The organism is Aeromicrobium sp. NPDC092404, assembly GCF_040684095.1.
In the GTDB taxonomy this organism is placed as follows: Bacteria; Actinomycetota; Actinomycetes; order Propionibacteriales; family Nocardioidaceae; genus Aeromicrobium.
On the sequence record NZ_JBFBFI010000002.1, the window covers coordinates 460215 to 483444 of the forward strand.

The 23230-nt window shown below is 68.9% G+C and carries 27 protein-coding genes and 1 tRNA gene; 11 read left to right on the top strand and 17 right to left on the bottom strand.

Going from position 1 to position 23230, the window contains the following annotated elements:
• Positions 1-38: 38 nt before the first annotated feature.
• The 3 genes from glyA to AB0N22_RS12665 are packed head-to-tail and all read left to right on the top strand — an operon-like array spanning position 39 to position 2399.
• Positions 39-1316: a serine hydroxymethyltransferase gene (gene glyA, locus AB0N22_RS12655; RefSeq protein WP_364640534.1), complete on the top strand. Its 1278-nt coding sequence runs from the start codon at positions 39-41 to the stop codon at positions 1314-1316.
• Positions 1313-2056 (top strand): SURF1 family protein, encoded by a 744-nt coding sequence (locus AB0N22_RS12660; protein ID WP_364640537.1) that lies wholly within the window; start codon positions 1313-1315, stop codon positions 2054-2056. Before glyA ends, AB0N22_RS12660 begins: the two co-directional genes overlap by 4 nt.
• Before the next feature lie 4 nt (positions 2057-2060).
• Positions 2061-2399: a DUF3817 domain-containing protein gene (locus tag AB0N22_RS12665; RefSeq protein WP_364640540.1), complete on the top strand. Its 339-nt coding sequence runs from the start codon at positions 2061-2063 to the stop codon at positions 2397-2399.
• Between the two features lie 10 nt (positions 2400-2409).
• Here the strand turns inward: AB0N22_RS12665 and AB0N22_RS12670 are convergent, their stop codons facing one another.
• Positions 2410-3174: an enoyl-CoA hydratase/isomerase family protein gene (locus tag AB0N22_RS12670; protein ID WP_364640542.1), complete on the bottom strand. Its 765-nt coding sequence runs from the start codon at positions 3172-3174 to the stop codon at positions 2410-2412.
• Positions 3175-3185: 11 nt separating this feature from the next.
• A complete protein-coding gene (locus tag AB0N22_RS12675) occupies positions 3186-3323 on the bottom strand; it encodes a hypothetical protein (protein ID WP_364640544.1) in 138 nt (45 codons plus the stop codon).
• A gap of 108 nt (positions 3324-3431) precedes the next feature.
• Here AB0N22_RS12675 and AB0N22_RS12680 point away from each other — a divergent pair, with 108 nt between their 5' ends.
• Both AB0N22_RS12680 and AB0N22_RS12685 read left to right on the top strand, forming a co-directional pair.
• On the top strand, positions 3432-3962 hold the full coding sequence (locus tag AB0N22_RS12680) for a peptidylprolyl isomerase (protein ID WP_364640546.1): 531 nt from the start codon (positions 3432-3434) through the stop codon (positions 3960-3962).
• Positions 3959-4786: a rhomboid family intramembrane serine protease gene (locus AB0N22_RS12685; RefSeq protein WP_364640548.1), complete on the top strand. Its 828-nt coding sequence runs from the start codon at positions 3959-3961 to the stop codon at positions 4784-4786. The genes AB0N22_RS12680 and AB0N22_RS12685 overlap by 4 nt, the downstream gene beginning before the upstream one ends.
• A 78-nt stretch (positions 4787-4864) precedes the next feature.
• On the opposite strand, the gene AB0N22_RS12690 is transcribed toward AB0N22_RS12685, so the two are convergent.
• Positions 4865-5110, bottom strand: a complete 246-nt coding sequence (locus AB0N22_RS12690) for a cell division protein CrgA (RefSeq protein ID WP_364640550.1) — start codon at positions 5108-5110, stop codon at positions 4865-4867.
• Positions 5111-5196: 86 nt separating this feature from the next.
• Between AB0N22_RS12690 and AB0N22_RS12695 the strand changes: the two genes are divergently transcribed.
• Complete coding sequence (locus tag AB0N22_RS12695) at positions 5197-5931, top strand: DUF881 domain-containing protein (RefSeq protein WP_364640552.1); 735 nt, start codon at positions 5197-5199, stop codon at positions 5929-5931.
• Here AB0N22_RS12695 and pknB read toward each other — a convergent pair.
• The 6 genes from pknB to AB0N22_RS12725 all read right to left on the bottom strand — a co-directional run bounded on the left by pknB (position 5928) and on the right by AB0N22_RS12725 (position 13152).
• Positions 5928-7709: a Stk1 family PASTA domain-containing Ser/Thr kinase gene (pknB, locus tag AB0N22_RS12700; RefSeq protein WP_364640554.1), complete on the bottom strand. Its 1782-nt coding sequence runs from the start codon at positions 7707-7709 to the stop codon at positions 5928-5930. The genes AB0N22_RS12695 and pknB overlap by 4 nt on opposite strands.
• 96 nt (positions 7710-7805) lie before the next feature.
• Complete coding sequence (locus AB0N22_RS12705) at positions 7806-9278, bottom strand: penicillin-binding protein 2 (protein ID WP_364640556.1); 1473 nt, start codon at positions 9276-9278, stop codon at positions 7806-7808.
• Complete coding sequence (locus AB0N22_RS12710) at positions 9275-10648, bottom strand: FtsW/RodA/SpoVE family cell cycle protein (RefSeq protein WP_364640558.1); 1374 nt, start codon at positions 10646-10648, stop codon at positions 9275-9277. The genes AB0N22_RS12705 and AB0N22_RS12710 overlap by 4 nt, the downstream gene beginning before the upstream one ends.
• Entirely contained in the window at positions 10645-11943 is a 1299-nt protein-coding gene (locus tag AB0N22_RS12715; protein ID WP_364640560.1) for a BofC C-terminal domain-containing protein, read from the bottom strand. The genes AB0N22_RS12710 and AB0N22_RS12715 overlap by 4 nt, the downstream gene beginning before the upstream one ends.
• A gap of 3 nt (positions 11944-11946) precedes the next feature.
• Positions 11947-12429, bottom strand: coding sequence for an FHA domain-containing protein (locus AB0N22_RS12720; RefSeq protein WP_364640562.1), 483 nt, complete (start codon positions 12427-12429; stop codon positions 11947-11949).
• Positions 12430-13152, bottom strand: coding sequence for a DUF3662 and FHA domain-containing protein (locus AB0N22_RS12725; protein ID WP_364640564.1), 723 nt, complete (start codon positions 13150-13152; stop codon positions 12430-12432).
• 144 nt (positions 13153-13296) lie between these two features.
• Here AB0N22_RS12725 and AB0N22_RS12730 point away from each other — a divergent pair.
• A tRNA-Leu gene (locus AB0N22_RS12730) sits at positions 13297-13379 on the top strand.
• A gap of 119 nt (positions 13380-13498) precedes the next feature.
• On the opposite strand, the gene AB0N22_RS12735 is transcribed toward AB0N22_RS12730, so the two are convergent.
• The gene (locus AB0N22_RS12735; RefSeq protein WP_364640566.1) at positions 13499-14296 is read right to left on the bottom strand and encodes a lipoate--protein ligase family protein; all 798 of its coding nucleotides are present in this window, start codon (positions 14294-14296) and stop codon (positions 13499-13501) included.
• A gap of 127 nt (positions 14297-14423) precedes the next feature.
• Here AB0N22_RS12735 and AB0N22_RS12740 point away from each other — a divergent pair, with 127 nt between their 5' ends.
• Both AB0N22_RS12740 and AB0N22_RS12745 read left to right on the top strand, forming a co-directional pair.
• Complete coding sequence (locus AB0N22_RS12740) at positions 14424-14924, top strand: DUF2975 domain-containing protein (protein WP_364640568.1); 501 nt, start codon at positions 14424-14426, stop codon at positions 14922-14924.
• Entirely contained in the window at positions 14924-15133 is a 210-nt protein-coding gene (locus AB0N22_RS12745; protein WP_364640570.1) for a helix-turn-helix transcriptional regulator, read from the top strand. The genes AB0N22_RS12740 and AB0N22_RS12745 overlap by 1 nt, the downstream gene beginning before the upstream one ends.
• Before the next feature lies 1 nt (position 15134).
• Here the strand turns inward: AB0N22_RS12745 and AB0N22_RS12750 are convergent, their stop codons facing one another.
• From AB0N22_RS12750 to AB0N22_RS12770, 5 genes are all read right to left on the bottom strand, one after another.
• Complete coding sequence (locus tag AB0N22_RS12750) at positions 15135-16751, bottom strand: RecQ family ATP-dependent DNA helicase (RefSeq protein WP_364640571.1); 1617 nt, start codon at positions 16749-16751, stop codon at positions 15135-15137.
• A gap of 78 nt (positions 16752-16829) precedes the next feature.
• Positions 16830-18668, bottom strand: a complete 1839-nt coding sequence (locus AB0N22_RS12755; protein ID WP_364640573.1) for a phosphoenolpyruvate carboxykinase (GTP) — start codon at positions 18666-18668, stop codon at positions 16830-16832.
• Positions 18669-18774: 106 nt separating this feature from the next.
• Positions 18775-19275: a DUF664 domain-containing protein gene (locus tag AB0N22_RS12760; protein WP_364640575.1), complete on the bottom strand. Its 501-nt coding sequence runs from the start codon at positions 19273-19275 to the stop codon at positions 18775-18777.
• Complete coding sequence (locus tag AB0N22_RS12765; RefSeq protein ID WP_364640577.1) at positions 19272-19568, bottom strand: DUF4235 domain-containing protein; 297 nt, start codon at positions 19566-19568, stop codon at positions 19272-19274. Before AB0N22_RS12765 ends, AB0N22_RS12760 begins: the two co-directional genes overlap by 4 nt.
• Before the next feature lie 85 nt (positions 19569-19653).
• Positions 19654-19938, bottom strand: coding sequence for a WhiB family transcriptional regulator (locus AB0N22_RS12770; protein WP_364640580.1), 285 nt, complete (start codon positions 19936-19938; stop codon positions 19654-19656).
• Between the two features lie 103 nt (positions 19939-20041).
• On the opposite strand from AB0N22_RS12770, the gene AB0N22_RS12775 reads away from it, so the two are divergent.
• A complete protein-coding gene (locus AB0N22_RS12775) occupies positions 20042-20845 on the top strand; it encodes a crotonase/enoyl-CoA hydratase family protein (RefSeq protein ID WP_364640583.1) in 804 nt (267 codons plus the stop codon).
• Positions 20846-20899: 54 nt separating this feature from the next.
• Positions 20900-21664, top strand: a complete 765-nt coding sequence (locus AB0N22_RS12780; protein WP_364640586.1) for a class I SAM-dependent methyltransferase — start codon at positions 20900-20902, stop codon at positions 21662-21664.
• 13 nt (positions 21665-21677) lie between these two features.
• Here the strand turns inward: AB0N22_RS12780 and AB0N22_RS12785 are convergent, their stop codons facing one another.
• Together AB0N22_RS12785 and AB0N22_RS12790 are read right to left on the bottom strand one after the other, a co-directional pair.
• Positions 21678-21950 (bottom strand): DUF2277 domain-containing protein, encoded by a 273-nt coding sequence (locus AB0N22_RS12785; protein WP_364640589.1) that lies wholly within the window; start codon positions 21948-21950, stop codon positions 21678-21680.
• A gap of 116 nt (positions 21951-22066) precedes the next feature.
• A complete protein-coding gene (locus AB0N22_RS12790) occupies positions 22067-23203 on the bottom strand; it encodes a glycerophosphodiester phosphodiesterase (RefSeq protein WP_364640592.1) in 1137 nt (378 codons plus the stop codon).
• Between the last annotated feature and the right edge of the window lie 27 nt (positions 23204-23230).

Sequence of the window (23230 nt, forward strand, 5' to 3'; positions counted from 1 at the left end):
GGACCCTGTGCGAGGCGCCGGGCGATACGCTGGGCAGCATGAGCCACAACCAGCATCTCGCCGAGTTCGACCCTGACGTCGCTGCGCTTCTGGACGCCGAGCTGCACCGTCAGCAGTCCACGCTCGAGATGATCGCGTCGGAGAACTTCGCCCCCGTCGCCTCGCTCGAGGCTCAGGGCAGCGTGCTCACCAACAAGTACGCCGAGGGCTATCCGGGCAAGCGCTACTACGGCGGCTGCGAGTTCGTCGATCAGGTCGAGACGATCGCGATCGACCGGCTCAAGCAGCTGTTCGACGCCGGCTACGCCAACGTCCAGCCGCACTCGGGCGCGACCGCGAACGCCGCTGCGCTGCACGCCATTGCGACGGCCGGCGACACGATCCTGGGCCTCGACCTCGCCAACGGCGGCCACCTGACGCACGGCATGAAGCTCAACTTCTCGGGCAAGCTCTACCGGCCCGTCGCCTACCACGTGGTGCCGGAGACGGGTCTCGTCGACATGGACGAGGTCCGGGCGCTCGCGCACGAGCACCAGCCGACGGTCATCATCGCCGGCTGGTCGGCGTACCCGCGTCAGCTCGACTTCGCGCAGTTCCGCGAGATCGCCGACGAGGTCGGCGCCAAGCTGTGGGTCGACATGGCGCACTTCGCGGGCCTGGTGGCCGCGGGTCTGCACCCCAGCCCGCTGCCTCACGCGCACATCGTCACGACCACGACGCACAAGACCCTCGGCGGTCCGCGCGGCGGCGCGATCCTGACGAACGACGAGGACATCGCCAAGAAGATGCGGTCGGCGGTCTTTCCCGGCCAGCAGGGTGGTCCGCTCGAGCACGTCATCGCGGCCAAGGCCGTCGCGTTCAAGATGGCCCTCGAGCCGGAGTTCAAGGAACGCCAGGAGCGGACGATCGAGGGCGCGAAGATCCTCGCCGAACGCCTCGTCGCGGCCGACACCCGCGCCGCCGGCGTCAACGTCCTCACCGGGGGCACCGACGTGCACCTGGTGCTGGTCGACCTGCGTGACTCCGAGCTGGACGGCCAGCAGGCCGAGGACCGGCTCCACGAGGTGGGCATCACCGTCAACCGCAATGCCGTGCCCAACGATCCCCGTCCGCCGATGGTGACGTCGGGCCTGCGCATCGGCACCCCGGCGCTCGCGACCCGCGGCTTCGGTGCCGAGGAGTTCACCGAGGTCGCCGACATCATCGCCGCGGCCCTGCTGCCGGGCGACGTCGACACCGAGGGACTGCGCAAGCGGGTGACCGTGCTGGCCGAGCGCTTCCCGCTCTACCCGGACGTCGTCCCCTTCACGAAGTGAGCGGTGGTTCGGCGAGGTCGTGGCTGAGGCCGGGGCTCGTCGGCCTGCACGTGTTCGGTGTCGTCGCGGTCGCGTTCTGCGTCTTCATGGGGCTGTGGCAGCTCGGTGCCTACGACTCGCGCCAGGAGCACGAGCAGGCTGACAAGCGCGAGGTCCCGCGGGTCGCGCTGTCCAGCGTGTGGGGCCCGGACGAGCCGTTCACCGGGAAGCTCAACCACCGTCCGGTGTCGGCGAAGGGCGCCTTCGCGCCGGCGTCGGACCAGGTGTGGGTGACCGGCAAGGAGCAGGACGGCCGCACCGGAGCCTGGCTGCTGGCCCCGTTCCTGGTCGACGGCGACGACCGCGCGTTGCTGGTCGTCCGCGGCTGGGCACCAGAGCCGACGGATCTCCCCGCCGTGCCCGCCGGAGAGGTGGCGATCGACGCCGTGCTCGAGCAGGGCGAGGCCGGCGGGACGACGTACGACCCCGACCGCCGCGAGATCGGCTCGGTGCGCATCCCGGCCCTGACCAACGAGCTGCCGTACGACCTCTACTCCGGCTTCGCGATCAGCACGAGCACCTCGGCGGCCGGCGGGCTCGACCTGGTGCCGCCGCCGCAGCCGGGTGACGTCTCGTGGACCGTGGGCCTGCGCAACCTGGCGTACGCGCTGCAGTGGTGGGTGTTCGGCGCGTTCGCGCTGTTCATGTGGTGGCGGATGGCGACCGAGAGCGTCGCAGCTTCGAGCCCGAAGGTAGCCTGACGCCGTGAGCAATTCCTCCGGCCCGCTGCGTCCCTACCAGGTGGTTGCGACGATCGTCGGGCTCAACCTGTTGTTCGTCGTCGCGGCCGCCGTCCTGCAGCGGACGACCGATGAGCAGTCGTGGTGGAACCGCAACGACGGCCTGATCACCGTGATCGACCAGGTCCACGGCCTGCTCTTCATGGGCCTGCTCGTGCTCATCGCGATCCTGTCCCAGCGCAATCGTTGGAAGCCGGCCTTCACGATCACCACGATGCTGCTGGCCACGATCCCGTTCGTGAGCTTCTGGGCCGAGCGCCGCACCACCAAGGCCGTGCGCGGGGCGGACCGCTCCACCGTCTGACAGCCGGGGCCTACCGGCCGGTGAACGTCGCCTGGCCCGGGCCGTCACGCAGGAACGACTCCATGCCGCGCTGCAGGTCGTCGGTCTCGAACAGCTCTGCCGCGATCGTCGTGACGTGGGCGTTGGCCTCGGGGACTCCCCCGGCCTCGAAGTGACGCAGGACGTCCTTGGCCGCGCCGAACGCACGGGTCGGACCGGCCGCGAGCTGGTCGACGAAGGCCGTCACGGCATCGTCGAACCCATCGACCGGCAGGACCCGGTTGACGACGTTCCACCGCTCCAACGTCGAGGCGTCGTAGAGGTCGCCGGTGAAGACGAGCTCCTTGGCCCGGCCGACGCCCGCACGGGCGGCCAGACGCTGCGTGCCGCCCATCGTCGGAGTCAGTCCGATGACGCGTTCGACCAGGCCGAACTTCGCCTTCTCGGACGCCAGGACGAGATCGCAGGCGAGGGCGACCTCGAACGCCCAGGTCAAGGTCAACGCGTGCGCGGCGAAGATCGTCGGGAACGGCAGCGCGTCGATGCGGTTCGGCAGCTCGATCATCCGGTCGTACAGCTGCTGGGTGTCGGCCTTCGTCTTGCGCGCGTGGAACTGGGCGACGTCGACGCCGCCGGAGACCAGCTTGCCCTCGGCGCGGATCAGCAACGCGCGAGGTGGGGACGCCTCGACCTCGTCGAGCGCGCGATCCAGCTCGTCGTGCAGCTCGAGCGAGTAGAGATTGACCGGCGGCGCACTGAACGTCAGCACCGTGACCCCGCTGTCGGTGTGCTCCACGTCGACCCCCATCAGCGTGGGCCCGGCTCGGTGGGGCCGTACGAGCCGCCCTTGTCCGCGACCGCGTTGCGCACGGCCACGACGGCGCCGGCGACCAGCGCGAGCAGGAGGATCTTCCGGACGGGATGTCTCTTATCGGACGGCGACATGCGGGTCACGATAGTCGTCTGAAGCGCCGCGGGCCCGCCGGACCGGGGGCGCGGCGGTCTTGGCTGCGCATGAAAAGATGGGCCCCAGCAACCGAAAGGAATCCCCCTGTGGCCTCGCAGCTCATCGCGACCTTCACGACCAACCACGGCACCATCGTCGTGGAGCTCTTCCCCAACCACGCTCCCAAGACGGTCGACAACTTCGTCGGCCTTGCCGAGGGCACCAAGGATTGGATCGATCCGGCAACCGGCCAGATCTCCAACAAGCCGTTCTACGACGGCCTCGGCTTCCACCGCATCATCCCCAACTTCATGCTGCAGGGCGGCGACCCGCTCGGGACCGGCACCGGCGGTCCTGGCTACGAGTTCGAGGACGAGTTCCACCCGGACCTGCAGTTCAACAAGCCCTACCTGCTCGCGATGGCCAACGCCGGACCCGGCACCAACGGCTCGCAGTTCTTCATCACCCTCGTGCCGACCGACTGGCTCAACCGCAAGCACACGATCTTCGGTGAGGTCGTCGACGCCGACAGCAAGGCCGTCGTCGATGCCATCGGCGCGACCGCGACGGACGGCTTCGACCGCCCCGTCGAGCCCGTCGTCATCGAGAAGCTGACGATCGAGCGTCGCGAGGCGTGAACCTCCCCGCTTCGGACTACCGCTGCTACCGGCATCCTGACCGCGAGGCCTACATCTCGTGCCAGCGCTGTGAGCGGCTGATCTGTCCGGAGTGCATGAACGACGCCTCGGTGGGCTTCCAGTGCCCGTCGTGCGTCACCGAAGGTGCCAAGTCCGTACGGGCACCGCGCACGCTGGCCGGCGGCGCGGTGTCCGGGCGCGACGGGATCGTGTCGATGGTCCTGATCGGCATCAACGTCGTGGCGTTCCTGCTGCAGGTCGCGACCGGCAACAGGACCGGCGACATCTTCCAGAACGGCGCCATGCAGGGCTACGTCGTCGCCGACGGCGACTACTGGCGGCTCCTGACCTCGGCCTTCCTGCACGCCGACGTGCTGCACCTCGCCTTCAACATGTACGCGCTCTATCTCTTCGGGCCGTACATCGAGCGGGCACTCGGCACCTGGCGGTTCATCGCGGCGTACGTCACGATGGCGGTCTTCGCCTCGGTGTTCGTCTTCGTGCTGACCGAGCCGACCACCGCGACGATCGGCGCCTCCGGCGCAGTCTTCGGCCTGTTCGGCATGGCGCTGATCCTGCTGCTCAAGGCCAAGCAGGACGTGACGACGCTCCTGGTGCTCCTGGCGATCAACGCCGTGCTCAGCCTGCGTGCCAACATCAGCTGGCAGGGCCACCTCGGCGGCTTCGTCGTGGGGTGCCTGCTCGGGCTCGCCTTCGCGTACGCGCCGCGGGACCGCAAGCAGCTCGTACAGGCCCTGACCTTCGCGGCCCTGTGGATCGCGATGGTCGCGACGATCGTCGTCCGAAGCAACCAGCTGCTGTAGTCCACAGGGTCGGAGTTACACCCATGTGATTATCAACAGCTGTGCACACAGGTGTGGACAACTACACCGGTGTAACTCTCACTCCCACTTCATGGCGAAGCCGAAGGCCGCCACGATGAAGCCCATCCCGATCACGAGGTTCCAGCTGTTGAGGTCGGCGTACCACTGCAGGAACGACGGGTAGTCGATGTCCTGGTTGCTCAGGGTGTAGAAGACCACGATCCAGATCAGGCCGATGATGCCCGAGATGACCATCGCGGGACCTGCCCAGCGGTTGCCGATCTTCTGGGGTTTCGGTGCCTTGGGGGCCTTGTCTTTCGCCACGACGTCTCCGGATGGTTGCTGCGGGCTGGCCCGCATCGGTAGGTGCTCTCGGATAGCCTAGGCCATCGACTGAGGAGGACTCCGGCATGGCGAAGACAGGGGCGCACGCCCGTCAGAGCTGGCCCCTCGCCGTGTTCACGATCTTCGTGTTCACCGGATTTCTCTTCGTCGCCGCGTCGGTCAGCGCGGGGGGCATCGACCTCCGGCCGTCCGGCGGCGATCCGGCCTCCTTGGCCGAGGAGCGCAGGAATCGCGTCGACGAACGACGTGATCGCGCGCGCGACCTGCGCAGCGCGATCGACCAGCTGTCCGAGAGCGTCTCGAGCGCCACGATCAAGAAGCTGAGCGCCCGGGTCAAGGACCTCGAGGAGCCGACCGGCCTCACGGCAGTCGAGGGACCGGGCATCCGGGTGACCCTCACGGATGCCCCGTCGGTGCTCACGTCGTCCGAGGACGTCGATCCCCGGATGATCGTGCACCAGCAGGACATCCAGGCGTACGTCAACGCGCTGTGGGCCGGTGGCGCTGACGCCGTGACGCTGCAGGGGCAGCGTCTGATCTCCACGACCGGCATCAAGTGCGTCGGGGCGACGGTCGTCCTCGACGGCGTGCCGTACTCCCCGCCTTACGTCATCGAGGCGATCGGCGACTCCGCCACGATGAACGCGGCGATCAACTCGTCGGCCGCGACCATCACCTACGCGGAGTACGCCAACAACCCCGACTACCAGCTCGGCCTCGAGATCGAGGACGTCGACCGGGTCAAGGCCGAGGCGTACGCCGGCACGGTCAGCCTGCGCTACGCAAAGGCGACGGACTAGCCGCCGTCGGTGTCGCCCTCGGTGCCGAGCAGCCCGGCACCATCGGCGTCAGCGTCCTCGCCACCGGGATCGGTGTCGGTCCCCGTGTTGGTGGAGACCGTCAGCTGGATCGTCGTGCCGGGCGACACCTTCTCGTTGGGCGCCACGTTCTGGGCGGTCACGGTGCCCTCGGGAGCCTGGGCCGCTGGATCGTCGGTGGTCGTCACCTTGAGCCCGAGGTCCTCCAGCGCCTTGGTGGCGTCGTCGATGTTCTGCCCGACGAGGTTGGGGACGGTCACCTGGCCCTTGGACACGATCAGCCTGACCTCCGTGCCGACGTCGACCTGATCGCCGGCCGGCGGGTTGCTGTTGATCACCTGGTTGCGCGGCACGTCGCTGTCCTGGAAGACCTTCTTGACCCGGAGGCCCTTGGCCTCGAGGTTGTCCTTGGCCTCGTCGAACGGCAGTCCCTGCAGGGTCGGGATCTCGACCTGTTCCGGACCGGCGCTCACGATCAGGGTGACGGAGTCCCCCTCCGCCACTTCCTCGCCCTTGGGTGGATCGGTCTCGATGACGAGACCCTTCTCGACGTCCTCGCTGGCTCGCTGCTCGGGCTCACCGTCCACGACGAGCTTCTCGCGCTCGAGGATGCGCTGCGCGGCCTCGACGGACCGGCCGGTCACGTCCGGCACGGTGACCTGCGGCGGGGCGTCGGGCGAGTCGGTCGCCTGGTAGATCGCGTACGCGATGCCGGCCAGGAGCAGCACGGCGATCGCACCGATGATCCACCACTTGGCCCGGTTCTCGGTCTCGTCGTCCTCGTCGGGGTCGGGCTCGGCGCGACGCGCGCCGCCGGCCACGGGAAGGACGGGCGCCGCAGCGGCGACCGCCGTGCCTCCGACGACCGCGGTCGCGGCCGCCGGGGCCTCGACGTCCTGTCCGGCCAGCACGCGGTCGATGTCCTTGCGCATGTCCGCGGCGCTTTGGTAGCGGTCCTCGACGCGCTTGGCGAGGGACTTCGCGACGATGTTGTCGACCGCGGCGCTCACCTCGGGGTTGAGCTGCGACGGCGGCCGGGCCTCCTCACGCACGTGCTGGTAGGCCACCGACACCGGGCTGTCGCCGACGAACGGCGGGCGCCCGGTGAGGAGCTCGTAGAGCAGGCAGCCCGTGGAGTAGATGTCGCTGCGGGCGTCGACGGTCTCGCCGCGCGCCTGCTCGGGCGAGAGGTACTGTGCCGTGCCGATGACGGCAGCGGTCTGGGTCATGGCGGACGAGGTGTCGGCAATGGCGCGGGCGATGCCGAAGTCCATGACCTTGACCTGGCCTGACGGCGTCAGCATGACGTTGGCGGGCTTGATGTCGCGGTGGATGATGCCCGAACGGTGGCTGTAGTCGAGGGCGCTCAGCACGTCGGCCGTGATCGACAGTGCGCGCTCGGGCAGGATCTTGCGACCGTTCTCGGCGCCACGCAGGATGTCGCGCAGCGTCTGGCCCTCGACGTACTCCATGACGATGTAGGGCACGTGGCTGCCGTGCTTGTCGATCGACTCGCCGGTGTCGTAGACCGCGACGATCGACGGGTGGTTGAGCGCCGCCGACGACTGCGCCTCCCGGCGGAAGCGGGCCTGGAACGTGTCGTCCGCCGCCAGGTCGCCGCGCAGCTGCTTGACGGCGACGGTTCGCCCGAGCCGCAGGTCGCGACCGACACGTACGTCGGCCATGCCGCCGCGTCCGAGCAGGCCGCCGAGCTCGTAGCGGTCGCCCAGGCGGATGGTCTCGTCGCCGGATTCGGTCATGGTGTCAGTCTCCCAGACTTGTCGGTGCGGTCGTGTTGCTGCCTGCACGAGGGCATGTCGGCGCCAGCTGCGCCCGTGGACTCACGAGGCTGGTGCTCACTTGCCCAGCACCGCTTCCATGACGGACCGCGCGATGGGGCCGGCCAGGCGGCCGCCGGCGATCTCGTCGCGGGCGGTGTCGCTCGACTCGACCAGCACGGCGACGGCGACCTTGGGGTCGTTCGCCGGGGCGAACGAGACGAACCACGCGTACGGCGGGCGGTCGGGTGTCGACTGGGCCGTGCCGGTCTTGGCGCCGACGTCCACCCCCGGGATCTGCGCCGACGTGGCGGTGCCCCGGGTCACGGTGCTGACCATCATGTCGCGGAGCTTCTCGGAGTTGGAACCGCTCATGGCTTGGCTCAGGCGCTCGGGCTGCGCCCGGTCGAGCACCCGGAGGTTGGGCGATCGCACGGTCTTGACGATGTAGGGCTTCATGACGTCGCCGTCGTTGGCGATGCCCGCAGAGACCATGGCCATCTGCAGCGGCGTGGCCGCGACCTCGAACTGGCCGATGCCGGACTGGGCGAGCTGCGGCGCCTCCAGCTTGTTCTCACCCACGGTGAAGCGGCTGGGGTCCCCGGCCAGGCCGTCGAGCGGATCGGTGCCGAAGCCGAACTTGGCTGCCTGGGCGTCGAGCTTGTCCTGACCGATCCGGCCGGCAAGGGCTCCGAACGACACGTTGCACGAGACGTTGACGGCCTGCTCGAACGTGATGCGGTCGCCGCCGCAGTTGCCGCCGTTCTCGTTGGGCAACGAGTAGTCGATGCCCGGGAAGGTCAGGCGTGAGCCGGCCTTGATGCGGTCGTCGATGTCGTCGACGACACCGTTCTCGAGCGCTGCCGCGGCCGTGACGAGCTTGAACGTCGAGCCGGGCGGCAGCGTCTGCTGCGTCGTGCGGTTGAGCAGCGGCCGGTCCTCGTCCTTGTTGTAGGCCTCGTAGGCGTCGACCACGGCGTCGAAGTCGTGACTGGCCAGCCGGTTGGGGTTGTAGGACGGCTGGCTCACCATCGCCAGGACGGCGCCGCTCTGCGGATCGAGCGCGACGACGGCCCCCTTGGTGTCCTTGCCGAGCCGTTGGAGCCCCTCGGCCGCGGCCTTCTGCGCGAGCGGATCGATCGTCAGCTCGACGCTGCCGCCCTTGGGCTGCTTGTTGGAGACCAGGTCGACGACGCGATTGACGAACAGCCGGTTGTCGCTGCCGGACAGCACCCCGTTCTGCGAGTTCTCGAGCGCGCTGGGGCCGTAGATGTAGGAGAACGAACCGGTCAGCGGTGCGTAGAGCCCACCGTCGGGATAGCGCCGCTGGAACTTGTACTCGTCCTTGGACTTGACGCTCTCGGCGATCGGTTCGCCATCGACCAGGATCGCGCCCCGGTCGCGGGAGAACTCCTCGTCGATGACGCGGCGGTTGCCGCTGCGGTCGTTGAGGCTGTCGGCCTCGACGAACTGGACGTAGTTGATGTTGAGCAGCAGGGCCGCGAACAGCACGAGGCAGGCGATGGCGATGTTGCGGATCGGGCGGTTCACGACAGCTTCACCACCTGGGTCTCCTCGTCGCTGGCGAAAGTGGAGATCTCGGGAGCGGGACGGCGGGTCTGGTCGCTGATGCGCAGCAGCAGCCCGATGATGGCCCAGTTCATGACGACCGACGAGCCGCCTTGGGCCATGAACGGCGTGGTCAGCCCGGTCAGCGGGATGAGCCGGGTGACGCCGCCGATGACGACGAAGACCTGCAGGGCGAACGAGAAGGCGAGCCCGGCGGCCAGGAGCTTGCCGAAGGCGTCGCGGCACGTGAGCGAGATGCGCAGTCCCCGCTCGACGATGAGCCCGTAGATCAGGATGATCGCCATGAGCCCGGTCAGCCCGAGCTCCTCACCCATCGACGCGGCGATGAAGTCCGAGAACGAGTAGGGAGTCATCTGGGGGCTGCCCTGGCCCAGGCCCTTGCCGAGGATGCCGCCGTGCGCGAGCCCGAACAGGCCGTTGATGATCTGGCCGTTGCGGTCGGGGTCGGAGAACGGGTCGAGCCAGGCGTCGAAGCGGACCCGTACGTGCGAGAACGCGAGATAGCCGAAGTAGGCGCCGCCGCCGAACAGCAGCGCACCCACGACGAGCCAGCCGGGGCGCTCGGTGGCGACGTAGAGCATCACCACGAACAGCCCGAAGAACAGCAACGACGACCCGAGATCGCGTTGGAACACCAAGATCCCGACGCTGATCAGCCAGCCCGCCAGAATCGGCCCGAGGTCGCGGCCGCGCGGCAGGTCGATGCCCATGATCCGGCGCCCGGCCAGGGCGAGGGCGTCGCGCTTGACGACGAGGTAGCCGGCGAAGAAGATCGCCAGGCACACCTTGGCGGCCTCACCGGGCTGGAAGCTGAACGGGCCGAAGTTGACCCAGATCCGAGCGCCGTTGATCGTCCGGCCGAAGTAGGGCAGCAGCGGGAGGATCAGCAGGCCGATGGCCGCGACACCGAACGTGTAGGTCAGCGTCTGCAGCCGTCTGTGGTCGCGGACCAGCACGAGGATGCCGGCGAACGCGGCGATGCCGACCGCAGTCCAGACGAGCTGGGAGTTGGCGAACGCGGCGCGGTCGGGACTGATCTGCTGCCGTCCGAGGTCGAGCCGATAGATCATCGCGAGGCCGAGGCCGTTGAGCGCGATGACGAGCGGCAGCAGCACCGGGTCGGCGTAGGGCGCGACACGGCGCACGATCAGGTGCGTCGCGACGGCGACGACGATGAGCGCCCCGCCCAGCTTGTAGGTGTCGGCGGGGATCGTGCCCTCGGCACCGAGGCCCACCGAGGCGTAGGCGGCGATGCCGATGAAGACTGCGAGCACGGTCAGGAAGAACTCGGCTCCCCGCCGCTTGCGGGGAACCCAGCTCTCTGACGTCATCGCTGCCATGAGGCGTTCGATGCCGTCGACCGGGTCTTGGTCGGCGTCGGCTTGGGGGTGGGCTTGGTCGGTGTCGGGGTCGGCTGGACCGCGAGCTGGTCGAGCTCGGCGACGGTCTCCTCGGCATCGGCCTTGCTGGACGCCTCGATGCCGGCCTCGACCTGCTGGCGGCGGAACGTCGGAAGCGTCTCGAGCTCGACGTCGGTGACCTGCTCGACGTGCTGGAGGGTGATGCCGGGGATGTCCGCCTGCACGCCCTTGAAGATCGTGACCTTGCCGTCCTGGGCGGCCACGAAGTACTGCGTCTGCGACCAGTTGTAGGCCCACGCGCCACCGGCTCCGAGGATCAGCGCCACCAGCGCGAACGCCGCCGCCCACCGGATCCACCGACGGCGGCTCGGCGGCCGTGGCGCGTAGCGGAGCTCTTCGGGATCGTAGGTCGAGGAGCTCGACGCGGTGGCCGAGTCGCTGCCGCTCGAGCCCTTGCCGGTGCGCGGTCGCGCCTGGCCGGAAGCGGCGCCCACGAGCTGGGGCTGACCGTCGGAGGAGGACAACCGGTCGTCCGGGGGGGTGCCGGCCTCGACGAACTCCCCGATCACGACGGTGACGTTGTCGTAGCCGCCGGCCTCGAGCGCGAGGCGTACGAGCTCGGTCGCGGCCATGTCGATCGTCTCGGCGAGCAGGGCGCCGCGGATGACCTCGTCGGTGACCATGTCGGTGAGTCCGTCGCTGCAGAGCAGGTAGCGGTCACCCAGCATCGGCTGGACCCAGCTGAGGTCGGCACCGTTGTCGTCGCGGCCGAGCATCGCCCGAAGGATGAGCGAGCGGTGCGGGTGGACCCGCGCCTCGGCCGGCGAGATGCGGCCCTCGTCGATCAGGCTCTGGACGAACGTGTGGTCCTGGCTGATCTGGGTGAGCTCGCCACCACGCAGCCGGTAGACCCGCGAGTCGCCGATGTGAGCGAAGGCGAACTTCTCACCGTCCCAGAGCAGCGCGTCGAGCGTCGTGCCCATGCCCTCGACGGCGGGATCCTCGGTGATGAGGTCGCCGAGCCGCGCGTTGGCCTTGGTGACGGCCTCCTCGAGCGCCGCCATCGCGTCGGTGTCGAGGTCGTCGCGGTCGAGCTCGCGGATGATGTGCATGACCTCGGACGAGGCGAGGTCGCCGGCGGCGGCGCCGCCCATGCCGTCGGCGATGACCAGGAGGCGGGGGCTGGCGTAGCCGGAGTCCTGGTTGGCGGAACGGCGCAGACCCGTGTCGGTGTGCGCGACGTAGCGAAAGGTCAAGGCGGTCATGGGCTACTTCTGCAGCTCGACGATGGTCTTGCCCAGCCGGACGGCGATGCCGAGTCCGATCGGGACGGGCGAGGTGATGCGCTGGCTGCCGAGATAGGTGCCGTTGGTCGACCCGAGGTCCTCGACGAACCACTGCTCGCCGTTCGTCGCGAACCGCGCGTGCCGCGTCGAGACGTAGTCGTCGTCGAGGCGGATCGCCGCGTCGGTGCCGCGGCCCAACAGGATCGGGGTGTCGCCGAGCGGGACGCTCTGGCCGGCGTTGGGACCGGACACGACCTGCAGCTTGGTCGGGACACCCCTGGGTGCCTTGCGGTTCTTGGCCTTGGACTTGGCCGGGGCCTTCTGCTTGTTCTTGGCCGGCCGCGGTGTCGCCGGCGCCTTGGCGCCGAAGATGTCCGAGCGGATGACTGACACCGCGGAGAGCACGAACAGCCACAGCACGGCCAGGAAGCCGAGCTTGATCAGCGTGAGGGTGAGCTCTGACATCTAGCGGCCGGCCTCGGTCATGCGGATCACGATCACGGTGTTGCCGAGGCGGATCTCGGACCCGTCCGTGATCATGCCGGTGGCGACCTTGTGGCCGTTGAGGACGACCCCGTTGGTCGAGTTGAGGTCGACGATCGTCACGGTGGTCTCGGCTCCGCTCTGGTGGATCTTGATCTCGGCGTGGCGACGCGAGATGCCCGGGTCGTCGATCTTGAGGTCCGCCTCGTTGCCGCGGCCGATGACGACGCCCGGGGCCTGGATCGGGTGCTTCATGCCGTTGACCTCGAGCACGACGTCGGAGCTGCGGATCGCGGTGTCGGTCATCCGCTGGCCGGCGACCGGGGTCACCGAGGCATTGGTCTTGCTGCGGACGCGAAAGCGTCCGGTGCTCAGCTCGCCGGTCTTGGTGAAGGCGATCTCGAGGGGTCCGGCCATCGTGTAGCGCTGCTCGTCGACGTGCTCCTTGACGAGGGTCGACAGCTCGTCGGCCAATGTGGTGCTGAACGGGTTGAGCCGGTCGAAGTCGGGCGGGGAGAGCTCGACGGTGAAGACGTTGGGCACGAGCATCCGCTCGCGCGACAGGATGTGGGCCGAGTTGTCGACCTCGCGCTGCAGGGCTGCCGCGATCTCGACGGGCTGCACGGCACTACGGAACGCTCGAGCGAACGCGCTGGTCACGGCGCCCTCGAGGCGTTGTTCGAATCGCTGCAGCACCCCCGCCATCAGCCTCCGCCTTTCCCGTTGTCGTGGTTCTACCCTGCGATCGTATCGGGACCGCCCATCCTCGCTACTTCGCAGCAGGGGCGGGCGTGAGGAAACGCACCGGAATCCGCCTGTTAGACTTGCGAACCGGTCCTACGGGACCACGCGCGGGTGGCGGAATGGTAGACGCGCTGGCTTCAGGTGCCAGTGTCCGCAAGGGCGTGGGGGTTCAAATCCCCCCTCGCGCACAGAGTGAAGACGAAAGCACGTTGCCGGGATCCCTTGGGGTCTCGGCAACTGCTGCACGTGGGGGATTTGAGGAGGAAGGCGCTCAGCGCCTGACGGGGTCCTTCCTGTATCCAGTCGGTCAGCCGTACGTCTCGCTGAGCGGGTGCGCCCGGGTCCAGGCCTCCACGTGGAACGGCGGGCCGTCACCGGCACCTGCCGCGGTGGCCGCGTGCGTGAGCGCGGCCGACGGGATCTCACCGTCGGTCATGGCGAGCCGCTCGCGGTAGTCGGCGGCGAACGCCGCGGCGACACCGCTGCTGGTGAGAGTCGGCACGTGGTCGGTCAGTCCGCCGATCGTGCCCACCCGCAAGGGATAGCCGAGTGCCTCCGACACCGCGACGATGACGGCACGCACGCGATCGCTGACCGCGACCTGCACCACGGTGCTGAACAGCGTGCCGGTGCTGACGACCCGTTGTGCCGATCCGATGATCTTCACCTGTCCCGCGACGTTGACGCTGTACCGGCCCGGGCAGTACTCCCCTTCGACCTCCCCGACCCTCGCGTCGAGACCGCCAATGCCATGCAGCACCTCGGCGTGGCTCGCGGCGTTGCGGGCGAAGACATCCTTTCCCGCGCCACGGAGGCCGGACGTCCGGGTGAGGTGGTCGATGACCACGGCACCGCTGTCGTACGCGACCATCCGTCCGCCCGGCGACCGGACCACGGCCTCGAAACCGAGGTGGCGGGCGATGGTGACGGCACGGCCGATGCCTGGTGACCGGAGGTCTCGTGAGGTGAACGCGACCGTCGGCCCATGGGCGACGTACACGTGCACCAGCTCGGACCACGGCGTCCGCGCTGCGCGCAGGAGGACTGCCGGGACCACCAGGTCCTGGACCGACGCGTGCGGGGACTCGTGCGAGTCGTCGTGCACGAGCACCCTCGCACCGGGGGGACGACTCGTGGAGGACACACGCTCATTGTCGACGACGGCTGGCACGCTTGCGTAATCTATCGTTTATCGATAGGTTTCACTCGTACGTCGATCGAAGGAGTCTGGAATGGGAAAGCTGACCATCCTCGCGCTGCGAGTGGTCCTCGGCATGGTGCTGCTGGGGTCCGTGTTCGTGCAGGCGGTGATGATCCCGCTGCTCGCCCACGACCTGGACAACGACTTCAACGCTGACGTCGCGGATGTCGCGGTGCCGATCATCGTGATCGTCGTCCTCGGCATCCTGACGGTGCAGGTGTGCGCGGTCTGTGTGTGGCGGCTGCTCACGATGGTGCGGCGAGGGACCGTCTTCTCCCATGCCGCCTTCCGGTACGTCGACATCATCATCGGTGCCATCGGCGCGGCTTCGTTGCTCGCGTTCGCCCTGGGAGCCACCCTCGCTCCTGGTGAGTCGGCCGCACCCGGCGTGGTGCTGCTGCTCGGTGGCCTGGCCGTGCTGATCGCGGGAATCGCGCTCATCGTGTACGTGCAACGGATGCTCCTGGCGCAGGCTGTGGCCCGCGACGCTGAGGCGCAGCACCTGCAGACCGAGCTCGACGAGGTGATCTGATGGCGATCATCGTCGACATCGACGTCATGCAGGCCAAGCGCAAGATGTCGGTGGGAGATCTCGCCGACCGCGTCGGCATCACGCCGGCCAATCTCGCGGTGCTCAAGAACGGGCGCGCCAAGGCCGTACGCTTCACGACCCTTGCGGCGCTCTGCGAGGCGCTCGAGTGCCAGCCCGGTGATCTCCTGCGGTGGGAACCCGAGGACTAGGTCAGGCCGGCTCGAGCAGGTCGCGCTCCCGGACGGCATCGAGCGACAGCGTCCGGTAGCCGCCGCTCTCGAACAGCACCACGACGCGGTCGCCCTCGTACTGGCTGACCGTCCCCAGCCCCCACTCGTCGTGGCGCACGTCCGCGCCGAGGGGATACGGCCGGTCGATCGCGGGGCTGGACCGCCCCGCATCGCAGTTGTCGCACGCGCCGCATGGCTGCGGGTGGGCCTCGCCCAGCAGTTCGAGCACGAGTCGCCGCCGGCAGTCCGCGGTCTCGGCGTAGCGGCGGATCAGCTCGACGCCGGTCTCCCGCTCTGCCTTGAGGCCGTCCGCCAGCGCCACCGCCTGGTCCACCAGCTCGCCAGGCGGCGTGTCGTCGCGGAGCAGGATGCCGGCACGTGACTCCAGGATCGCGCCGGAGCGCAGCAGGACGTTGACCGCCCGACGGGACCTCGCGGTCGACAGGTCGGCGGCACGGGCCAGGTCACCCGGCCGCACCGGACCCTCGGCCGACCGCAGCACCATCAGCAGGGCGCTGAGGTCAGCGGCGTCCGTCCCGGTGCCGGCCGCGAAGTAGCGCCGCACCCCGTACGCCGTGGGGTGGGTGAACAGGATGCCGCGCGCCGCCTCGCCGTCGCGGCCGGCCCGACCGACCTCCTGCCAGTAGTCGTCGAGCCGCTCCGGCGGATCGGCGTGGACGACCAGACGTACGTCGGCCCGGTCCACCCCGAGGCCGAATGCCGAGGTCGCCACGACGAGCCGGGTGCTGCCGTCCCGGAAGCCGCGGTGCACCTGCGTACGCTCTCGCGTGGCCAGTCCGCCGTGATACGCCACCGGCTCCAGCCCCTCGGCCCGGAGGCGCTCGACGAGCTCCTCGGTCCGCCGACGGGTCGCCGCATAGACGATCGCGGTCTGCTGCTCGTCCGCGAGAGGTCGCAGCAGCTCCGCGAGCTCGTGGGTCACGTCGTCCTCGGTCGCGACCTGGCGGGCACCCAGCCAGATCTCGGCTCGGTCCGCGCCGCCCACCACGACGACCGGGTCGGTGAGGCCGAGGGCGTCGCAGATGCGCTCGCGGGTCGCCGGCGAGGCCGTCGCCGTGAGGGCGAGCACCCGAGGCCGGCCGAGCGTCCCGATGACGGCTGCCAGGGCGAGATAGTCCGGCCGGAAGTCCTCGCCCCACATGCTGACGCAGTGCGCCTCGTCCACGACGAACAGACCGATGCCCGCTTCGGCGAGCACGGCCACGACGTCGGGGCGGGTGAGCTGCTCGGGAGCCAGCAGCAGGAACTCCAGCCGTCTCGCACCGAACGCCTCGAGCGCTCGACGTCGCTGCGCAGGGCGGCGCGTGCTGTTGAGCGTCTCGGCGGTCGCGCCGCTGGCTCGCAGGGCCGCCAGCTGGTCGGCCTGCAGGGCGATCGTGGGCGACACGACGAGGGTCGGCCCGTCGATCAGCTCGGCCGCGACCTGGTAGATGAGTGTCTTGCCGGTCCCTGTGGCCAGCACGGCGAGGGTGTCGTGCTCCAGGACGGCCTCCATGGCGTCGCGCTGACCGGGACGCAGACGGGCGTGGGGCTCGAGCAGGTCTCGCGCGACGGCGGACACATCGGGTGCGGGCACGGGCTGCTGTTACCCACCGCCGACCCCGTCACACGACCGGACCCCCGCACCAAGGGTGCGGGGGTCCGGCCGTCGGAGCTACGCCTCGTCGTCGAGGGCGGAGGACACGCGGCGGTGAGCCTCCCAGATCTCCTCGGGCATGTTGTCGAACTGCTTGAGGTGCTCCTCGCGGAAGCCCATCTCCTGGCGCCAGCGATCGATGTCGATCGACAAGATGGTCTCGAGGTCCTCGGGTGTGATGTCGACACCGTCGAGGTTGAGCTCCTCGGCGGTCGGGATGATGCCGACTGGCGTCTGGCGTCCCGTGACCTCGCCGGCCTGGAGCTGCAGCAGCCACAGGAGCGGTCGCAGGTTGTCCCGGTAGCCGGGCCACAGGTAGTGACCGTCCTCCGGATCCTTCTGGAACCAGTTGACGTGGGCGAAGATCGGCAGGTCCTTGGCCGCCCCGACGATGTTGAGGTAGTGCTGCGCGTAGTCACCCTCGCCGTACGCCATGAACGGCCGGTTGGACATCGGGTCGTAGCGGAGCATGCCCTCGACGCCCTCTGCTGCGGACGTGGCCTCGGCACCCAGCGTCAGGCCGTCGTAGACGCCCTCGGCGAGATCGGTGATCGCGCGGATGAGCGGCTCACGGTCGCGCGTACGACCGCCGAAGATGATCGCGTCGATCGGCACGCCCGCCGCCGAGTTGTAGTCGTCGGCGATGTTGGGGACATTGTCGAGCTGGGTCGTGAAACGGCTGTTGGGATGCGCCCACGGGCTGTCGTCGCCGTTCTCGCGATCGGCGATCGGGGCGCCCGTCCAGTCGAGCCAGCCGTCGGGGTCGGCCGGCGGATGGGGGGTGCGACCCTCCCACCAGACCTCGTGCGTCTTGGCGTTGTAGGCGATGTTGGTGAAGATCGCGTGCGTGCCCTCGGCGATCGACGCGAGCGCCGTCGGGTTGGTGCCCTCGTTGGTGTCCTTGGCGACGCCGAAGACGCCGTACTCAGGATTCATGCCGTAGAGCTTGCCGCTGGCCTCGTCGACCCACAGCCACGCGATGTCGTCACCGTAGAACGAGACGTGATAGCGATCGCCGAGCACGTCGGGGGCCAGCATCATGGCCAGGTTGGTCTTGCCGGAGGCGCTCGGGAAGCCGCCACAGATGTGGTACGTCTTGCCGGTCTGCTTGTCCTTGATGCCGATCAGCATGTACTGCTCGGCGAGGAACTTGCGCGACGCCCACCCGTCGTACGCCGCCTGGCGCAGGCCGTGCGCGATCTTGCCGAGCAGGGCGTTGCCGCCGTAGGACGAGCCGTAGTGCAGGATCGTCCGCTCGTCGGCGACCGTCACGAAGTAGCGCTGGTCGTCGGGGGTGCCCTGCCCGAGGTTCTCCAGGTCGCCGGTCACGTGGACGGCGCGCACGAACTGCTCGGGGTCCTCCAGGTCCTCGAGAAGCTCGGCGCCGACCCGTGCCATGCGGATCATGTGGAGCACGACGGTCCGAGCGTCGGTCAGCTCGACGCCGGCGGCCCATGGCGCGAGCGCGTTGCCGGGGGGTGCCATCAGGTAGGGGATGACGTACATCGTCTTGCCGGCCGACGCGCCGCGCATGCGGTCCTCGAGCATCGGCTTCATCTCGGAGGCAGGGCGCCAGTTGTTGTAGACGCCCTTGTCCTTGGGATCGTTCGTGGCGACGATCGTGCGCTCCTCGGAGCGCGCGGTGTCCTTCACGTAGCTGCGTGAGTAGTAGAGACCGTCGCCGGCCGGCTCGAGCTCGCCGGCCTCGAGGGCCTCGGCAATGAGCCGCGCGTCGTCGGCGGCGCTGACCACCTCGACCCGCTCGGCGCCGGTCAGATCGGCCCAGTAGCGCACGTACTCACGCACGTGGGGGTTCTTGAGTCCTGCTTCATCCAGTGCTGCGTCGACATCAACCATCGCTCGATCATGCCCTCTCCGGTGACAGAACGCACGGGTCTATTTCACACGTGGCATATGTCTCGTAATTTGTCTTTGCGGACTGCAAATTACGCGTGCCGAGGAGTCAGAGCAGGCCGCGTACGTACTCGGCCTGCCCGAGGTGCTTCAGGTCGTCCGCGATGACGCTGACCAGGCGCACGGCGAGGGTCACCGGAGGGTCCCAGGAGCTGTCGACGACGCGCTCGAGGTCGGCGTCGGAGAGTCCCCGGACGTAGTTCAGCGTCACCTCGCCCACCGCCCGGGCGTAGCCGGTCAACAGCTCAGCCGTGACGTGCACGGTGTCGACGTCGTCGCGGCTGTGGCCGTAGCCCGTGGCCTGCTCGCTGAACGGCAGGTTGAACCGCTGGTACCAGCCGTCCGAGGTCCAGACCTCCTCGGTGCCGGCCGCCTCGGCGACGTGATTGTCCTGCACCCGGACGAGGTGCCAGACCAGCCAGCCGATCGTGTTGGCGCCCGGCGCGACGCGGCGGCTCAGGTCGGCCGGTGAGAGGCCCTCGACGACACTCACGGTGCCCTCGTTGATCCGGCCGAACGCGTCGGCCAGCAGGTCTGCTCCAGCCGTCACGACCCGGGCCACTCGCCGGTGGCCCGCTGGAAGCCGCGTGCGCCCTGGCGCTGGATGACGGCCTTGACCGCGGAGAAGATGGCGCCCTGGATCACGGCGGCCAGCATGATCTCCTTGAACGAGTACTCGGACTGCAAGGGTGTGGGCGGATCGGCGTTCTCGCCGGCGCTGACCCGCTTCCAAATCTGCTTGAACAGCATCGAGGCGATGAGGCCGCCGAGGATCGAGCTGACGATGCCGACCGGTCGGTAGAGGATCTTGGCGGACGTGCTGGGCTTCTGGGCGGCGGGCATGTGAATCAGACCTTCGCGACGTGGAGGATGGTCGGAGTGCTCATGTCACTCCTTTGTACACCGGCTGCGGCAACGCCGACGAGCGTCAGCTGGCGACCGCGTGACGAGTGAGCGCGGCTCGCTCGCTCTCGGTCATCCCGCCCCAGACGCCGTAGGGCTCCTGCACCGCCAAGGCGTGCTCCCGGCAACGGTCGATCACCGGGCAGGTGAAGCACAGCTTCTTGGCGTTCTGCTCCCGGCGCTCGCGCTTGGCGCCGCGCTCGGCCTCGGGCGAGAAGAAGACCTCGCTGTCGGCGCCCATGCACGCTCCCTGGTACTGCCACTCATACGTCTCGATGAGTGGGAGCGGGAGCCTCTTGACGTTGACCATGCGGGGGTATTGCCCACAGGTTGCGCTTTCAAACATCTGTGGATCGGATGTTCTTCGCTGGTCAGGAGGGTCGGCCGATCAAGGGGACGGCTAGCCTGACCGCATGACCGAACCCCGTGTCCTGACCGAGATCGACGGTCCCGTCGCGTACGTGTGGCTCAACCGGCCGGACAAGCTCAACGGCGTCGACCTCGAGCTCATCGCGGAGCTGATCGCCGCTGCCGAGACGCTCCGGAGCAACCGCGAGATCCGTGCCGTGGTGCTCCAGGGCAAGGGCCGGTCCTTCTGCGCCGGCCTCGACTTCGCTGCCGCGTTCAAGGACAAGAAGCGGGTGGCGCGGTTCTTCTTCGCCGGTCCCCGGACCGTCAACCAGTTCCAGAAGGTCACGGCCATCTGGCGCAGCCTGCCGGTGCCGGTCATCGCCGTGGTGCACGGCCACTGCTACGGGGCGGGGCTGCAGCTCGCGGCCGGGGCGGACTTCCGGTTCACGACACCGGACTCGACGTGGTCGATCCTCGAGGCCAAGTGGGGCCTCGTCCCCGACATGGCGGGCACCGTGCCGTTCAACGAGCTGCTCCCCGCCGACGTGGTGATGCGACTGTCGATGACCGGCGAGACGTTCTCCGGCGAGCGTGCCGCCGAGCTCGGCCTGGCCACGGAGGTCAGCGACGATCCCCTCAAGGCAGCGCTGGCGCTCGTCGACCAGCTCGTGGAGCGCTCGCCCGACTCGGTCGCGGCGACCAAGCAGCTGATCTACGGCAACCGGCATCGCGGCCTCCGTGCGGCGTACCGGCTCGAGCGCAAGCTGCAGTCGGCGATGTTCAAGTCGCGGAACACGTCGATCGCCCGCAAGGCCGGTGCAGCCAAGGAGACGCCCGTCTTCGGCCCGCGCACCTTCGGTCCGTAGCGGCCGCGGCGGACGATTGAGAGGTCCACGCAGGTCGTTGTTACTGTGGTCGGCGTGAGTGAAAAAGAGCCCTCCAAGAAGGTCGCCAACCAGTACGAGCGCAACTACGACTACACCAAGTACTGGGACAACCGCGACTACGAGAACGCCGCAGAGCACATTGCCATCCGGCGGCTGCTGAAGGGCAACCACTACCGCAAGGCGGCGGACATCGGCGGCGGCTTCGGCCGTCTGTGCATCCTGCTGCGGACCTTCTCCGACGAGGTCACGCTGGCCGAGCCGGCCGCGACCCAGCTCGAGGCGGCCAAGCGGGTGCTCGAGGGCACCGACATCAAGCAGGTCCAGATGCAGGCCGACGACCTGAAGTTCGACGACGGCGAGCTCGACCTCGTCACGATGATCCGGGTCATGCACCACCTGCCCGATCCCACGGCCGAGTTCGCGGAGATCTCGCGCGTGCTGGCTCCCGGCGGGACCGCGATCATCGAGGTCGCCAACTACGGCCACTACAAGAACCGTCGCCGGCACAAGAAGGAAGGCACCCCGCTGCCGACCGAGCCGGTCAACATCCGCAAGACCAAGGCCGACGAGCCCGACGCGATCGCGTTCGTCAACCACAACATCGACACCGTGCTGAGTCAGGCGGCGGCGGCCGGCCTGACGCTCGACAGCAAGCTGTCGGTGTCCAACCTGCGCAGCCAGACGCTGAAGAAGGCCCTGCCGACCAGCGCGATGCTGGTCGCCGAGCGGCTGACGCAGCGTCGCCTGGCGCGCAGCAACTTCGGCCCGAGCATCTTCCTCAAGCTGCGCAAGTCCTGACGACCGGCGGCCGCTAGGCCGAGGCGAACCGCTTGGCCGAGCGTTCCTTGGCCTTGGCGGCCTCGATCTCGCGGTCCTTGGGCGGCGCCGTCGTCACGAGGTCCTCGAGCAGGTGCCCGGTGATGTGGGCGATCTCGGCGACGGCGCGGTTGAAGACCTCTTCATTGGCCTTCGACGGCTTGGTCGACCCGCTGATCTTGCGGACGTACTGCAGCGCGGCGGCCTGCACCTCGTCGTTCGTGGCGGCGGGCTCGAAGTTGTGGAGGGTACGAATGTTGCGGCACATACCCACAGGCTAGGACTCCGAGCCCATCGACAACAGGGGCTGGCTCAGCCGATGCATGTCAGGAACGGAGGCACGCGGCGCCCGTCAGGACGCCGCGTGCCCTCGCAGGGATGGGTCTAGCGGTCCTCCCACCAGTCGCGTGCGACATCGGCGCTGTCGGGGTAGTCCGCGAAGACGCCGTCGAGCCCGGCCTCGAGGAACGCGTTCAGCTCGCCGAAGACGTCGCCCTTCGCGTTGGGGTCGGAGCCGTCCCGGAAGTCGGCCGGCAGGAACTGGTTCTCGTCGCGGAACGTGTAGGCGACGACCTTGAGACCGGCGCGATGGGCGTCCCTCACGACGGAGGTCGGCTCGGTCAGGAAGCCGCGCGAGTCCCGGGGGATGATGCTGTTCTTCTCCGGGCCGAGCCAGCTCGCGTACGTGGCCACGTCCCGCAGCCCGGCCGGGGTCATGATGTCGGCGTACGTACGGGAGTCACCGGCGGCGACCCGGTCGTACGGCGCGCCCTTCGCCGAGGTCAGCTGCACGAGCGGGACACGGGTCTGCCGCGCGAGGCTGCGAAGGTTGGAGGTCTCGAACGACTGGATGACGACCTTCGCGTTCCGGGAGTTGCGCCCGGCCTTGGTCAGCGAGCGCAGGAGCGGCTTCTCGAGGGCCAGCCCGATCGATCGGAAGTAGGTCGGGTGCTTGGTCTCGGGCGCGACGCCGATCCGACGTCCGCGCTTGTGGCCCTCCGCGTTGGCGAGTGCCAGCACCTCGTCGAACGTGGGGATGTCGTAGCGTCCGTCGTAGCGGGTGTTGCCGGGACGCACGGCCGGCAGCCGCTCCTTGGCGCGCAGGGTCTTGAGCTCCGCGAGGGTGAAGTCCTCGGTGAACCAGCCGGAGATCGCGACGCCGTCGATCGTCTTGGTGGTCTTGCGCTGGGCGAACTCGGCGTGGTCGGCGACATCGGTCGTGCCGCTGATCTCGTTCTCGTGGCGAGCGACGAGCACGCCGTCCTTCGTGCTGACCAGGTCGGGCTCGATGTAGTCGGCGCCGAGCCGGATCGCCAGTGCGTATGCCGCGAGCGTGTGCTCGGGGCGGTAGCCGGACGCGCCGCGATGCGCGAACACGGTGACCGACTGGTGCTGGAGGGACCTCTGGGTGGTGGGTGCCTTGTCGGCGGCGCCTGCGGGGGCCGCGACGGCTCCCGTGGCGATGGCCGCGACGCCGATGGCGTGCGCGGTGCGGCGAACGTACGGTCGGAGGACTGTCATGTCCTCGAGTCCAAGCGCACCGGGTGA